The 13,937-nt window shown below is 73.0% G+C and carries 14 protein-coding genes; 4 read left to right on the forward strand and 10 right to left on the reverse strand.

Going from position 1 to position 13,937, the window contains the following annotated elements; translation table 11 throughout:
• Nucleotides 1–25 precede the first annotated feature (25 nt).
• Both BI06_RS05110 and BI06_RS05115 read right to left on the reverse strand, forming a co-directional pair.
• Nucleotides 26–1,123 carry a hypothetical protein gene (locus tag BI06_RS05110; protein WP_043465416.1) on the reverse strand — a complete coding sequence of 366 codons (1,098 nt, stop codon included), beginning with the start codon at nt 1,121–1,123 and terminating at the stop codon, nt 26–28.
• A gap of 162 nt (nt 1,124–1,285) precedes the next feature.
• Nucleotides 1,286–1,987: an IclR family transcriptional regulator gene (locus tag BI06_RS05115; protein WP_043465419.1), complete on the reverse strand. Its 702-nt coding sequence runs from the start codon at nt 1,985–1,987 to the stop codon at nt 1,286–1,288.
• 94 nt (nt 1,988–2,081) lie between these two features.
• On the opposite strand from BI06_RS05115, the gene BI06_RS05120 reads away from it, so the two are divergent.
• The 3 genes from BI06_RS05120 (at nt 2,082) to BI06_RS05130 (ending at nt 4,651) form a co-directional block, all read left to right on the forward strand.
• Nucleotides 2,082–2,732: a nitroreductase family protein gene (locus BI06_RS05120; RefSeq protein WP_043465422.1), complete on the forward strand. Its 651-nt coding sequence runs from the start codon at nt 2,082–2,084 to the stop codon at nt 2,730–2,732.
• Between the two features lie 202 nt (nt 2,733–2,934).
• On the forward strand, nt 2,935–3,834 hold the full coding sequence (locus BI06_RS05125; RefSeq protein ID WP_043465425.1) for a GNAT family N-acetyltransferase: 900 nt from the start codon (nt 2,935–2,937) through the stop codon (nt 3,832–3,834).
• A gap of 370 nt (nt 3,835–4,204) precedes the next feature.
• The gene (locus BI06_RS05130; RefSeq protein ID WP_030395249.1) at nt 4,205–4,651 is read left to right on the forward strand and encodes a hypothetical protein; all 447 of its coding nucleotides are present in this window, start codon (nt 4,205–4,207) and stop codon (nt 4,649–4,651) included.
• A 28-nt stretch (nt 4,652–4,679) separates the two neighbouring features.
• On the opposite strand, the gene BI06_RS05135 is transcribed toward BI06_RS05130, so the two are convergent.
• The 3 genes from BI06_RS05135 to BI06_RS05145 all read right to left on the reverse strand — a co-directional run bounded on the left by BI06_RS05135 (nt 4,680) and on the right by BI06_RS05145 (nt 7,122).
• Nucleotides 4,680–5,468, reverse strand: a complete 789-nt coding sequence (locus BI06_RS05135; RefSeq protein WP_043465427.1) for an HAD family hydrolase — start codon at nt 5,466–5,468, stop codon at nt 4,680–4,682.
• A gap of 51 nt (nt 5,469–5,519) precedes the next feature.
• The gene (locus BI06_RS05140; protein ID WP_043466155.1) at nt 5,520–6,206 is read right to left on the reverse strand and encodes a M24 family metallopeptidase; all 687 of its coding nucleotides are present in this window, start codon (nt 6,204–6,206) and stop codon (nt 5,520–5,522) included.
• A gap of 139 nt (nt 6,207–6,345) precedes the next feature.
• Nucleotides 6,346–7,122, reverse strand: a complete 777-nt coding sequence (locus BI06_RS05145) for a class I SAM-dependent methyltransferase (RefSeq protein ID WP_043465429.1) — start codon at nt 7,120–7,122, stop codon at nt 6,346–6,348.
• 263 nt (nt 7,123–7,385) lie between these two features.
• Here BI06_RS05145 and BI06_RS05150 point away from each other — a divergent pair, with 263 nt between their 5' ends.
• On the forward strand, nt 7,386–7,754 hold the full coding sequence (locus tag BI06_RS05150; RefSeq protein WP_030395245.1) for a gamma-glutamylcyclotransferase family protein: 369 nt from the start codon (nt 7,386–7,388) through the stop codon (nt 7,752–7,754).
• A 167-nt stretch (nt 7,755–7,921) separates the two neighbouring features.
• On the opposite strand, the gene BI06_RS05155 is transcribed toward BI06_RS05150, so the two are convergent.
• Genes BI06_RS05155 through BI06_RS05175 form a run of 5 tightly spaced genes read right to left on the reverse strand, consistent with a single transcriptional unit; the run spans nt 7,922 to nt 13,812 of the window.
• Nucleotides 7,922–8,689, reverse strand: a complete 768-nt coding sequence (locus BI06_RS05155) for a 3-oxoacyl-ACP reductase (protein ID WP_043465431.1) — start codon at nt 8,687–8,689, stop codon at nt 7,922–7,924.
• Between the two features lie 5 nt (nt 8,690–8,694).
• Nucleotides 8,695–10,068, reverse strand: coding sequence for an aldehyde dehydrogenase (locus BI06_RS05160; RefSeq protein WP_043465433.1), 1,374 nt, complete (start codon nt 10,066–10,068; stop codon nt 8,695–8,697).
• Nucleotides 10,065–10,838, reverse strand: coding sequence for a gamma-glutamyl-gamma-aminobutyrate hydrolase family protein (locus tag BI06_RS05165; RefSeq protein ID WP_233290012.1), 774 nt, complete (start codon nt 10,836–10,838; stop codon nt 10,065–10,067). Before BI06_RS05165 ends, BI06_RS05160 begins: the two co-directional genes overlap by 4 nt.
• Complete coding sequence (locus tag BI06_RS05170; protein WP_030395241.1) at nt 10,835–12,193, reverse strand: glutamine synthetase family protein; 1,359 nt, start codon at nt 12,191–12,193, stop codon at nt 10,835–10,837. The genes BI06_RS05165 and BI06_RS05170 overlap by 4 nt, the downstream gene beginning before the upstream one ends.
• Entirely contained in the window at nt 12,190–13,812 is a 1,623-nt protein-coding gene (locus BI06_RS05175) for an amino acid permease (protein WP_369826042.1), read from the reverse strand. The genes BI06_RS05170 and BI06_RS05175 overlap by 4 nt, the downstream gene beginning before the upstream one ends.
• Nucleotides 13,813–13,937: the final 125 nt, after the last annotated feature.

Here is a 13,937-nt window from a genome sequence, read left to right on the forward strand (position 1 = left end):
GAGAGGCCGGGGCACCGGGGCCGGGTCAGTACCGCAGGTCGGCGGCGATCCGGCCGGCGTCCGAGAGGGTGCCGTCGGGCACGAAGGAGACCTGGGCGCCGGTGTCGAGGGCGCGCTCGATCACCTCGTCGACGATGTCCTCGCGCGCGCCCGACTGCTCGGCCTCGGCGGGCACCAGGTGGTCGCCCTCGTCGCGGACGGTGACCCGGAAGTTCTCCTCCACCACCAGCTGGGCGATCCGCCCCTCGGCGGCGGTCTGCCAGACCTCGTCCAGTCCGGCCGCGAACGCCTGGCGGCCCCGGGCCTTGTCCAGCCGGGCGAGGGCGTCGGAGATCCCGGCGTCCGCATGCGCGCGGACGGCGGGCTCGACCACCTTGCGGACCGTCTCGGCGTCCGCCTGGGCGAGGCCGCCGTGCGGGATCTGCGCGGTGGCGCCGCGGACGATCGGGCCGGCGCCGTCCAGCAGGGCGAGGGCCGCCGCCTCGCCGACCACGTACAGCGGGCGCGGGTCGGCCGCCAGCACCTTGCCGAGCTCGTTCTCCGCCTGCCGCAGGAAGGTCTTGGTCTCCTCGTCCTGGAAGGTGCTGGGCTTGTCGCCGATCCGCTCCTGCCGCTCCGGGTCGGGGTTCTCGTACTGACGCACCAGCGGGAAGCCGTGCCGGGTGTCCTCCGCGACCCGCTCGCTGTTGCCGCCCCACAGCAGCACCCGGTCGGCGGCGAGCGCGAGCACCCAGTGCGGCCGCTCGGCCGCCTGGGCGGCGACCAGGTTGCGGGTCAGGAAGGTGTCGGACAGCACCACCCGGGCGGGCGCGGTACGGCCCAGCGACCAGACGTGGTGCTCACCCGGCGCTACCAGGAGCGCCAGGCCGTCCTCGGCGTGCACCAGGTCGACCTCGGCGAGCGCCCGGTCGAGCTGCTCCAGCACATCGATCCGGACGGCGCGGGAGACCTCGGGATCCTCCTCGATCCGCTTCCTCGCCGCGGCCGCGAGGGTGCGCAGCCGGACCGGGTCCTGCGCGTTGTCGGGCTCCCGGCGGTGCGTGGGCATCAGGATCGACACGGCCGGATACGGCCTCGGGCGGCGCAGCTCGGTGAGGACGTCGGGGGTGAGAGCGGGGTACATGGGGGCCCTTTCCGAAGGTGGTTCGGCCTTCTGCGGGTGGACGCACACATCATGGATTTTGTCCCAATCGTCACCAATTTACCCATTGGTGGACCGGGTTGTGGGACCTCGCGCGCCCGTGCCGCCGCAGGACCTCCGCCGCCCGCCGGGTCAGGGCGGCGGCTAAGGGGCCGGCTCAGGGGGCCGGACCTGCGCGGCAGCCGCCCGGACCGCCGCCACCACCCGGTCCAGCGGCACCACCGTGGAGACGGTGACGCCCAGCGCGCCGACCGTGGCGCCGCCGCCCCCGCCCCTGCCCCGCACCGGCGCGGCCACCGTCACCTCGCCCAGCCGGAACTCCTCCGCGCAGACCGCGAGGCCCGTCGCCCGGACCCGGGCCAGCTGTCCGGCGAGCACACCCGGGGACACCACCGTGTGCCGGGTGTGCCGGGGCAGCTCGGCCGGCGGAGCGGCGAGCAGCACCTTCCCGTACGCCGTCGCGTGCGGCGGCGGCCGGTCCCCGCTCACCAGGCACAGCACCCCGTCCGCCGAGGGCCCGGCGAGCACCGCCAGGTCGGCGTGCCCACCGGTCCTGGCGCCCAGCGCCCGCAGGGCCGGGAGCGCCGCGTCGAGCAGCCCGCGCGGGCAGGGCGCCGCCGCGCCCAGCACCCGCAGCCGGAGCCCGAGCCGGTACCCGCCGTCCGCGCCCCGCTCCAGACCGCCCCACGCCACCAGCTCCCGCACCAGGCGCAGGGCCGTCGGCGCCGGGAGCCCGGTGCGCGCCGCGATGTCGGTGAGCCGCAGCACCGGCGGACCCTCGCCCCCGCCTCCGCCCTCGAACGCGTCCAGTACCGAGAAGAGCCGACCCGCCACACTCTCGCCCAACTCCCGCCCCCTGTCCCCTCGTCGGATTCCACTCGTTCCACTCAGTGGAAGTCCGGCCTTCCCCCGGCAGTCCGGGTCGTACCAGGCTCAACGCATGAACCTCGGTCTCGCTTCCGACACCCTGCTCTCCACCACCCGGGCCGTGCGCCACCGGCTCGACCTGACCCGGCCGGTGCCGCGCGCGCTCCTGGAGGAGTGCGTCGACCTCGCCGTACAGGCGCCGACCGGACGCAACCGGCAGCGCTGGCACTTCGTCGTCGTCACCGACCCGGCCCGCCGGGCCCTGCTCGCGGACCTGTGGCGGGCGGGCCTGGCCGTCCCGGAGGCCCACCAGCCGCTGCCCGACCGGGACGTGCGCCGGGCCGAGGTCGCGCCGGGCGTGATGGAGCGGGTGTACACGGGCGTCGACCACCTGTACCGGCACCTGCACGAGGTGCCCGCCTACGTCATCCCCTGTGTCGAGGGACGCACCGAGGGCCTCTCCGTCACCCACCAGGCCGGCACCTGGGGATCGATCCTGCCCGCCGCGTGGAGCTTCATGCTGGCCGCCCGCGAACGCGGCCTCGGCACCGTGTGGACGACCGGGAACCTGCCCCTGGAACGGGAGTTCGCGCAAGCCCTCGGCATCCCCTACCCCGAGGTCATGCAGGCCGCGTTCATCCCGGTCGCGTACACCCTCGGCACCGACTTCCGCCCCGCCCGCCGGATCCCGCGCGAGCAGGTGCTGCACTGGGACGGCTGGTGACGGGGCCGCGCCACCGGGGCGCGAAAATCCGTGGACGGATCGCCGGAGGACCGCGTACGGTGGCGCCACGCCTTGAGACCAACGGAAGGAGGCGAGTGCCGTGCAGTCCATACCTTTCCAGCGCTCCCTCTTCCGCTGTCCCGGCGTGCTTCACCAGTCCTGACCGGGAGCGCTCCAAGCAGCCTGTATCCCGGAGGAATCCATGACCGACACGGTCATCCGCACGCTTTCCGCGAGCGACGCCCACCTGTTCGACGCACACCCCGACCCCCTGGGCGCCCGCGAGGGCCACCGGCGCACCGCGTTCCGCCCCGACTGGCAGCGCGTCGCCCTGCGCGACGGCGAGGTCGTCGCGCGCGGCGCCTGGTGGGGCGGCCCCGAGGACGCGGAGCCCGTCAACATCAACTGGTTCGACGTGGACGAGGGCGAGGAGGAGGCCGGGGCCGAACTCCTGCGCTCCGCCCCCTGGCAGGTCGAACTCGAGATCAACCTGCCCGGCGACTGGCGGGACCGGCCCGAGCTGCGCGCCGCCGCCGAGGCGCGCTTCACCGCCGCCCGGGCCGCCGGGTACGAACTCCTGGTGGAGCGCTTCCTGTACCGCTGGACCTCGGAGCGCGGCCTGCCCGAGCGTCCCGGACGCCTGCGCTTCGAGGCCGAACCCGACGACGCCGTCTTCCTCGACGCCCTGCGCCGCATCCACTCCGCCACCCTGGACGCCCACGCCCTCCGCGCCGTCGCGGAGGGCGGCGTCGACCAGGCCGCCCAGGAGGAGCTCGACTTCTTCCACTGGTGCCCGTCCCCGCGGGAGTGGTGGCAGACCGCCCGCACCCCCGACGGCGACCTCGCCGGCATCCACATCCCCGCCCACAACCCCTCCGGCCCGACCATCGGCTTCATCGGCGTCCTCCCCCACCACCGCGGCCACGGCTACGCCTACGACCTCCTCGCCGAGTGCACCCACACCCTGGTCGACCACGGCGCCGAATCCATCACCGGAGCCACCGACCGCACCAACCACCCCATGGCCGCGAACTTCACCAAGGCCGGCTTCCCCGTCGTCCGCGAACGCATCAACTTCCACCCGGCGGACCGAACGGCCTGACGAGGAGTAGTAGAGGGCGTGCGGTCCGGGCCCGACTCCCGCGCCCGGACCGCACGCCGGGATGGGTCGCTCCGTGGGTGCGGTCACGGTTCGATGACTACCCGTCAGTTGTGTTCCGGGGCTTCGGGCGGGACGGCATGCTGGGGTGTGTGCGGGGGTCCGGGTGGGTGGCGCAGGATTCGCCTGCTGCGAGGTGCATTGACCGGGAGCCTCTACAGCCATCTCGTCCTGCCCGCCGCCGTGCTGGTCGACCTCCTCCTGCATCCGGACCACACGATCCGGTACCTCGGCGGCGTCCACCAGCGAAATCCGGGCGCGCCTCGTCGGCCCGGTCACCGACAGTACTCCGGCCCTACGGAACAGGACCACGATGCCGCTGATCGACCCCGCTCCTCCCGGCAAGGGAGCCCCCGTCGGGCTCGCGGTGGGCGCTTTGGTGCTCACGCTGATCGGCCTCTACCTGTGGCCGTGGTGGCCCTCCGGCTTCTCGGACCCGACCTTTCTGGAGTTCCGCCGGGAGTTCACGGACGGGCCCCCGCCCGTGACCTGGTGGGACTCCGTCTACTTCAGCTGGTTCCAGTACGGGTACCTGGTGCAGACCGTGGCCGTGCTCGTCCTGCCGTTCACGGTGGCGCGGCACGACCGGTGGCACTGGCTGTCGCTGGCGGCCGTGCTCACCTGCGGCTGGCAGCTGGCAGGTGTGCTCGGCAGTACCGTCTTCCGCACCACGCCCGCCCCGTTCCTGGGCCCGCTCGCCGGGATCCTCGCGCTGGTCGGCTGGCTGCTCGGCCGCCGGAAGGCGCCCCGCGTCGCATAGAGGCCAGGGCGGGGCAGAGGCCAGGCGGTCAGTGGCCGGTCGGGCCGGCGGTGGGCCGGGCGGCCTCGGCCAGCAGGGAGATCTCGGCCGCGACGGCCTCCGGGTCGGCGGGGACGGTGATCCGGGCGACGGTGTCCAGGCCCGGGTGGGAGCCGACGCGGACGGCCCGCTCGGCGTTCCGCAGCAGGTCGAAGTCGTTGATGTCGTTGCCGAAGGCGACGTACTCGGTGATCCCCATCGACGTCAGGGCCTCCCACTTCGTGGTCGTGCCCGGCGCGAAGTCGACGATCGCCTCGTCGAGGTGGTGGTTGACGGTCAGTCCCAGCCCGCGACCGGCCTCGGCGAGCGCCGGCAGGTCGGAGGCGCCGACGACCAGGAACTTCACCACCTCCGGGAGTTCGGCGAGGCCGACCCGCCGGGCGAGCCGGCCCTGGTCGACCCGGCCGCGGATCGGATGGTCCTCGGGCCCGGTGTAGGCGTAGTCCCAGGGGCCGTCCGCGAGGTAACTCGCCCCGTAGCGCGCGACCGCGTCCATCAGCGCGCCGAACCCGGCGGCGTCGAAGGCGGCCCGGGCCCGGACCTGGCCGCCGACCGAGACCAGGCTGCCGTTCCCGCCGATCAGGGTGGCGGCCGGGAAGGCTCCGTCGAGGACGGGCAGCACGTCCCGGACGGGCCGCGCGGACGCGAACACCAGCCGGTGACCGGCGCGTTCGCAGGCGTCGATCGCCGCGAGGATCCGCCGGTCGATCGTCCGGCCGTCGAAGCAGAGCGTGCCGTCGATGTCGAAGACCACCGTACGGGCGTGAAGGTTGATCATGATCGGATCATATCCGGACGAACCGGGCGGCCAGTGCCGCGCCGTCGGAGGTCAGGCGAGGTCGAGGAGTTGCTCGTAGAAGCCGCCGAAGCCGCGCCGCTCGTCGACGAGGTGGACCTCCAGGATCCAGTGGCAGCGCCAACCGGCCCGGTCGGTGCGGCGCAGCGGGTGCTCGTTGTCCGGGGTGATGTAGGACTCGGCCTTGGCCCCGTCGACGCTCTCGTGCGGGAACTCCCCCACCAGGTGGCCCGCGTGCCAGCCGCCCAGGACCCAGCCCCGTTCGGCGGCGAGCCGCTCCACGTGGGCGTGCAGTTGACGGCCCGTCACCTGCGGGTCCGCGTGGAAGGCCGCGCGGCCGCCGTCGAAGACCGCGGCCAGGTCGTCGCGCAGGCGGTGCTTGTGCGGGTCCTCGCCGAGGACGAAGGTGCGGCCGAAGTCCGCCTCGTACTCCTCGAAGATCGGGCCGAAGTCGGCGAAGGCGATGTCGTCCTCGCCGATGAGCCGGTCCGGCGGGTTCTCCTGGTAGGGGAACAGTGTGTGCGGACCGGAGCGGACGATGCGCTTGTGCCAGTGCTTGGTGGTGCCGAACATCTCGTTCGCGAGGTCCCGGACCAGGTCGCTGACCTCGCGTTCGCCGCGACCGGGTGCCACCAGGCCGCGCGCCTCGACCTCGGCGAAGAGGCGTTCGGCCTTGGCCTGGGCCTGGACGAGCCCCAGGGCGCGCAGTTGCTCGTCCATCCGGTCGGGTTCTCCCACGGTGCCGCTCCTGTTGCTGGGGCCGGGTGTCACGGGGTCGGGCCCAAAGGCCCACGAAGTCACGGGCTCACGGAGTCACGGGCTCTCGGGGTCACGGGTCACGGGCTCACGGGTCACGGGCTCACGGAGTCGCGCGCACGAGGACGAGCGACCCTTCGTAGGCGGCCCGCGTGCGCAGGTGGCCGTAGCGGCGCTCCCACTCGCCGGACTCCAGGTCCCGGCGGAGCCCGCGGTCGAAGCGTTCGCGCGCGCCGTCGTCGACGAAGCTCCAGGCCGAACAGGCCTGCCGGGCGGCGGGGTCGAGCAGCATCTCGGGGCGGCCGTAGTACGCCTCGTTGAAGCCGTCGGTGCAGTCGAGCGGGATCGGGACCGGCCGGACGGTGACGTCGCCGCCCAGGGCGGCGGCCAGTTCGTCGATCGGGGGGTAGCGGCGGGCCTCGGTGTCCAGCACCTCGGGCGCGTACTCGTACAGCCAGAAGTCGCGCACCAGCCGCGGGTCGCAGGTCAGCACGACGACCGGGCCGCGGGTGACGCGCCGCATCTCGCGCAGGCCCGCCCCGACGTCCTCCCACTGGTGCACGCTGAACAGCGTCATGGCGGCGTCGAACGCCGCGTCCTCGAACGGCAGGTCCCCGGCGACGGCGTCGACGGCCGGGGCGAGGTGGGCCGGGCGGCCGGCCCGCATGGACGCCGACGGCTCGACCGGCGTCACGACCCGGGCGGCACTCTCGTAGGAACCGGTACCGGCGCCGACGTTGAGCACGGTCAGCGCGCCGCCGAGGGCCTCGGCGATGACCTGCGCCACCCGGCTGTCGGGCCGGCGGAAGGAGGAGTAGCCGGAGCCGATGGCGCCGTAGTCGACGTCTCCGGCGCTGCCGTCCCGGGTGCGTGCGTTCATGGGTCCAGCCCTCCTTGGGTCGTGACCGGGTGCCGCGTCGGCCCGGGGCAATTCTCCCCCGGCTTCACCGACCCCGTGGAAGGATTTTGCATCCGCCAGGGTCGATAAGTAAAACACCTGGCAGATGCTTGTCATTTCGACCAAATGACTGGCAGATGCGACTGGCTCGAATCGTGCGGCCCTCCGAACCCCCCGGGGCGGACCGGCTCCGACGTTCGTGGCCAGGATCGAGGCCCGCCCGCACAACCGGAGGTCGCGCACCCATGGCCGGAACGGCAACCCAGCGTCTGTTCTCCTACGGCACGCTGCAGTTGGAGCAGGTTCAGCTCAGCAACTTCGGCCGGCCGCTGGACGGGCGGGCCGACGCCCTGCCCGGTTTCCGGCTGACCATGATCGAGATCACCGACCCCGAGGTGATCGCCGCCAGCGGCACCGACCGGCACCCCCTGGTACTGCCGTCGGCCGAGGCTGGGGACGCTGTCGAGGGCACGGTCTTCGCGATCACGGACGAGGAGCTCGCCGCCGCGGACGAGTACGAGGTCGACGACTACGCCCGCCACGAGGTGGTGCTCGCCTCCGGTACCAGGGCGTGGGTGTACCTCTCCGCCGCGTACAGCCCCGCCGGAGGCTGACCCCAGGCGGACCCCGGCGACCCCGCCCCGCCACCGCCACCGCCACCGCGCCGACACCTTCACCGGCACCTGCGGAGCCGGAGCCGGAGCGGACCAGCCCGGCCACGTAACCGGCGACGGCCCGGCCGCCCCCGGTGCGGGGCGGCCGGGCCGTCGGATTTCCGGTGCTACTGCGGGGTGACGTAGGCGCCGGAGATGCCACCGTCCACCAGGAAGGTGTTGGCGGTCATGAAGGAGGAGTCGTCGGAGGCCAGGAAGGCCACCGCGGCGGCGATCTCCTCGGGCTCGGCGAAGCGCCCGAGCGGAATGTGCACCAGACGGCGGGCGGCGCGCTCCGGGTCCTTGGCGAAGAGCTCCTGCAGCAGCGGGGTGTTCACCGGGCCGGGGCACAGCGCGTTGACCCGGATCCCCTCGCGGGCGAACTGCACGCCCAGCTCGCGGGACATCGCCAGCACCCCGCCCTTGGAGGCGCTGTAGGAGATCTGCGAGGTGGCCGCGCCCATCACCGCGACGAAGGAGGCGGTGTTGATGATCGAGCCCTTGCCCTGGCGCTGCATGTGCGGGATCGCGTACTTGCAGCACAGGTAGACGCTGGTGAGGTTGACCTCCTGGACGCGCTTCCAGGCGTCCAGACCGGTGGTGAGGATGGAGTCGTCGTCCGGCGGCGAGATGCCCGCGTTGTTGAAGGCGATGTCGAGCCGGCCGTACTCGTCGACGGCCCGCTGGAAGAGGTCGCGGACCGCGGCCTCGTCCGTCACGTCCGCCTGGACGAACAGTCCGCCGACCTCGTTGGCCGCCTTGGCGCCGGTCTCCGCGTCGAGGTCGACGCAGACCACCTTGGCCCCCTCGGCGACGAAGCGGCGGGCGGTCGCGAGGCCGATGCCGCTGCCGGCTCCGGTGATGACGGCCACCCGGCCGTCGAGTCGCTGGGTCATGCTGATCACTCCTCCGTGGAGATGAAGACGTTCTTGGTCTGGGTGAAGGCGTCGAGGGCGTCCGGGCCGAGCTCGCGGCCCAGTCCGGACTGCTTGAAGCCGCCGAACGGCGTGGTGTAGCGCACCGAGGAGTGCGAGTTGACGGAGAGGTTGCCGGCCTCGACGCCGCGCGCGACCCGCAGGGCGCGTCCGACGTCCCTGGTCCAGACGGAGCCGGACAGCCCGTACTCGGTGGCGTTGGCGATCCGCAGGGCGTCCTGTTCGTCGCGGAACGGCACCACCGCGACCACCGGGCCGAAGATCTCCTCGGTGAAGGCGCGGTCGTCGTGCCGGACGGGGGCGAGCACGGTCGGCGGGTACCAGAAACCGGGCCCCTCGGGGGCGGCGCCGCGGAAGGCCACCGCCGCCCCGTCCGGCACGTAGGAGGCGACCCGGGCCCGGTGGGCGGCCGAGATCAGCGGACCCATCTCGGTCTTCTCGTCGGCCGGGTCGCCGACCCGCACCCCGCGGACGGCCGGCTCCAGCAGCGCCAGGAAGTCCTCGAACACCGAGGCCTCGACCAGGATCCGGGACCGGGCGCAGCAGTCCTGGCCGGCGTTGTCGAACACGGCGTAGGGGGCGGTCGCGGCGGCCTTGGCGAGGTCGGCGTCGGCGAAGACGATGTTGGCGCTCTTGCCGCCGAGTTCGAGGGTGACGGGCTTCACCTGGGCGGCGCAGCCCGCCATGATCTCCTTGCCGACCCGGGTCGAGCCGGTGAAGACGACCTTGCGCACGTCCGGGTGGGTGACGAAGCGCTGTCCGACCACCGGGCCCCGGCCGGGCAGGATCTGCAGCACGCCCTCCGGGATCCCGGCGCTCAGGGCGAGTTCGCCGAGGCGCAGGGCGGTGAGCGGGGTGAGCTCGGCCGGTTTGACGATCACGGTGTTGCCGGCGGCGAGGGCCGGGGCCAGGGCCCAGGCGGCGATCGGCATCGGGAAGTTCCACGGCACGATGACGCCGACCACGCCGATCGGTTCCTGGAAGGTGATGTCGACGCCGCCGGCGACGGGGATCTGCCGGCCGAACAGCCGTTCCGGGGCGGCGGCGTAGTAGTCGATGACGTCGCGGGCGTTGCCGGCCTCCCAGCGCGCGTTGCCGATGGTGTGGCCGGCGTTGGCGACCTCCAGGGCGGCGAGGTGCTCGCGGTCGGCGTCGACGGCGGCGGCGAAGGCGCGCAGCAGCCGGGCCCGGTCGGCGGGGGCCACCCGGCGCCAGGTGTCGAAGGCGGCGCGGGCGCGGGCGACGGCGGCGTCGGTCTCGGCGAGGCCGGCGAGTTCGACGGTGGTGATCACCTCCTCGGTGGCGGGGTTGACGACCTCGAAGAGGTCCGGTTCGGTCATGGGCTCGTCTCCCGGTGGCTGGCGGTGGTGAGGGCTCTGGCGGTCAGCGCTCCGGCGGTCACGGCTCCGGCGATCAGGGCTCGGAACAGTCGCAGGTCGTCGGGGTCGGTCTCGGGGTGCCACTGGACGCCGAGGGCGAAGCGGTGGCCGTCGAGTTCGAGTGCCTCGACGGTGCCGTCGGCGCCGCGGGCGGTGGGCCGCAGCCCGCGGCCGAGGCGGTCGACGGCCTGGTGGTGGTAGCAGGAGACCTCGGCGTCCGGCCCCAGGACACCGGCGAGCCGGCTGCCTTCGGCCACCTCGACCCGGTGCCGGACGAACTGCGCGGGGACCCTCTGGTGGCTCCCGTCGGGCAGGTGCTGCAGGAGGGTGCCGCCGAGTTCGACGTTGAGCAGCTGCATGCCGCGGCAGACGCCGAGCAGCGGGAGGTCCCGGGCCAGGGCGGAGCGCAGCAGGGTGCTCTCCCACTCGTCCCGGGCGTGGTGGGGCGGGCCGGTGCGCGGGTCGGCGGCCGCCGCGTACCTGGCCGGGTCGAGGTCCGGTCCGCCGGCGAGGACGAGGCCGTCGAGCGCGTGGAGGAGGTGTTCGGCCCCGCCGGGTTGCGGCGGCAGCAGGACCGGGGTGCCGCCCGCGCGGACGACGGCGTCCACATAGGTCTGGGGCACCAGGGAGGCGCGCTGGTGCCAGACGGACCAGGCCGCGTCGTCCTGGTAGGTGGTGATGCCGATCAGCGGTCGGCGCGGGTCCGCCGGGGTCACAGCCGTGCCGGTCACAGCCGCTCGAATCCGCGGCGCCGCTCCCAGTCGGTCACCGCCCGCTCGTAGGCCGCGAGTTCGGTGCGTCCGGCGTGGGTGTAGTGCCGGACGACGTCCTTGCCGAAGGCCTCGGTGGCGACGGCGCTGCGCTCGAAGGCGTCGACCGCGTCGCGCAGGTTGGCGGGCACCCTGGGGGCGTCGGAGGCGTAGGCGTTGCCGGTGAACTCCGGTTCGAGTTCGAGCTGTTGGTCGATGCCGTGCAGTCCGGCCGCGATCAGCGCGGCGACCGCGAGGTAGGGGTTGACGTCACCGCCGGGGACGCGGTTCTCGAACCGCAGCGACGGGCCGTGGCCGACCACCCGCAGGGCGCAGGTGCGGTTGTCGCGGCCCCAGGCGACGGCGGTGGGCGCGAAGCTGCCGGGCACGTAGCGCTTGTAGGAGTTGACGGTGGGGGCGAGCAGCAGGGCGAAGTCGGCGAGGCAGGCGAGCTGTCCGGCGAGGAAGTGCTCCATGGTGCGGGAGAAGCCGTGCGGCCGGTCACCGGCGAACACGGGTGCGCCCTGCTCGTCGCGCAGGCTGAGGTGGATGTGGCAGGAGTTGCCCTCGCGTTCGTCGTACTTCGCCATGAAGGTCAGGCTGCAGCCCTCCTGGGCGGCGATCTCCTTGGCGCCGGTCTTGTAGACGACGTGGTTGTCGCAGGTGGTGAGGGCGTCGGCGTACTTGAAGGCGATCTCGTGCTGGCCGAGGTTGCACTCGCCCTTGGCGGACTCGACGGACAGGCCCGCGCCGGCCATCCCGTTGCGGATCCGGCGCAGCAGGGGCTCGATCCGGCCGGTGCCGAGCACGGAGTAGTCCACGTTGTACTGGTTGGCCGGGGTGAGCCTGGCGTAGTCCTTGTCCCAGGCCTGTTCGTAGCTGTCCCGGAAGACGATGAACTCCAGTTCGGTGGCGGCCTGCGCGTGCCAGCCGTGGCCGGCCAGGCGGTCCAGCTGGCGTTGCAGGATCTGGCGCGGGGAGACGGCGACCGGGGTGCCGTCGTGGTGGAGGACGTCGCACTGGACCATCGCGGTGGCGGGGTGCCAGGGCACGGTCCGCAGGGTGGCGAGGTCGGGGCGCAGCGTCAGGTCGCCGTAGCCGTTCTCCCAGGAGGAGATCTCGTAGCCGTCGACGGTGTTCATGTCGATGTCGACGGCGAGCAGGTAGCCGCAGCCCTCAGCGGCGCCGGGCACCACGTCGGCGAGGAAGTGCTCGGCGGCCAGGCGCTTGCCCTGGAGGCGGCCCTGCATGTCGGTCATGGCGAGCACGACGGTGTCGACGGACCCGTCGGCGACGCGGGCGCGCAGTTCGTCGAGGGTGAGCCGGGGGCTGGTCATCGGACCTCCAGTTCGGTGTCGTGTGCGTCGGGTCCGGGCGGCGTGTCCCCGGCGTCGGTTCCGGCCGGCAGGGGGTGGACCTGGGGTCCGGTGAACCAGTGCCGGGCCGAGACCAGCCACCACACTCCGGCGAAGCCGACCACGACGGCCACGGCGACGGGGGTGTAGTTGAAGCTCTCGGCGGTGATCGGGGAGGCGGTGGGGAGCATGAACAGCACGGTGATCACCGCTGTCCAGCCGACCGCGAGGATGCCGATCGGCCGGCTCCACCGTCCCAGGTTCCAGGGGCCGGGGGCAAAGTCCTCGCCCTGGCGCAGCCTCAGGTACACCGGAATGACGTAGGAGATGTACAGGCCGATGACGGAGATGGAGGTCACGGCGGTGTAGGCGGTGGAGTTCCAGAGCGCGGGCAGGCCGAGCAGCAGCGCGCCGCCGGTCGCCAGCCAGACCGCGTTGGTGGGGGTCTGGGTGCGCGGGTCGATGCGGTGCCACAGCCGGGAGCCGGGCAGGGCGCCGTCCCGGGAGAAGGCGTAGATCATGCGGGAGTTGGCGGTGACGGAGGCCATTCCGCAGAAGAACTGGGCGCCGATCACGACCAGCAGCAGGAACTGGGCGCCGCCGGAGCCGATCGCGTCGATGAAGATCTGGGCGGGCGGGACTCCGGTGTCGCTGTTGAGCGCGCCGTCGTAGTCGCGGATCGCGAAGGTGATGCCGAGCAGCAGGACCCAGCCCGCGACCAGGGAGACGGTGATGGCGTTGACGATGCCGCGGGGGCCGGAGCGGGCGGCGTCGCGGGTCTCCTCGGTCATGTGCGCGGAGGCGTCGTACCCGGTGAGGGTGTACTGGGCCATCAGCAGGCCGATCATCGCGACGTAGAACTGGTTCCGGAAGCCGGTCCCGTTGACGAACTCGGTGAGGACGAAGGAGGCCGGGGCGTGCTGGTCCGGGAGCACGGCGAGCGCGCCGACGATGACCGCGACGCCCACCAGGTGCCACCACACGGACACGCTGTTGAGGAGGGCGACGAGGCGCACGCCGCGGGTGTTGAGCAGGCCGTGCAGCAGCAGGATGACGGCGAAGATCTCGATGGTGTGCACGGGGCTGGCCTCGAAACCGAAGCGCAGGGTGAGGAAGGCGTTGGTGAAGAACGCGGCGCCGAAGTCGACGCCGGCGGTGACCGCGACCTGGCCGAGGAAGTTGAACCAGCCGGTGAACCAGCTCCACGCGGCGCCCCGGCTGCGGCTGAGCTTGGCGGCCCAGTAGTAGAGCCCGCCGGCCGTCGGGTAGCTGGAGCAGATCTCGGCCATGGCCAGCCCGACGCAGAGGGTGAACAGGCCGACCACCGGCCAGCCCCAGACGATCAGGGCCGGGCCTCCGGTCTTCATGCCCGTGCCGTAGAGGGTCAGGCAGCCGGAGAGGATCGAGACGATGGAGAAGGAGACGGCGAAGTTGGAGAAGCCTGACATCGAGCGGGCCAGTTCCTGGGTGTAGCCCAGCTCGCGGAGGCGTTGTTCGTCGTCGGAAACGGCGGTGGTGCTTTCCGGAAACACGGTGGGGGAAGGCTGGGCGCCCGCGCGCGGGTCGTCTGCGCGGGTTTCGGGTGAGCGTGCGTCGGTCATGGGCACCCCAGGGGGTTGAGGGTGTGCCTGGACGGGCAGGGCCACGACGGCGTGGCGCGCTCGGCCGGGCGGGTTCGACGGTCGGACGGCTCTTCAATGGTCTGGAACCAGACCATTGGGTGGGT

The sequence above is a fragment of the Kitasatospora sp. MBT66 genome, assembly GCF_000710405.2.
Taxonomy (GTDB): Bacteria; Actinomycetota; Actinomycetes; order Streptomycetales; family Streptomycetaceae; genus Kitasatospora; species Kitasatospora purpeofusca.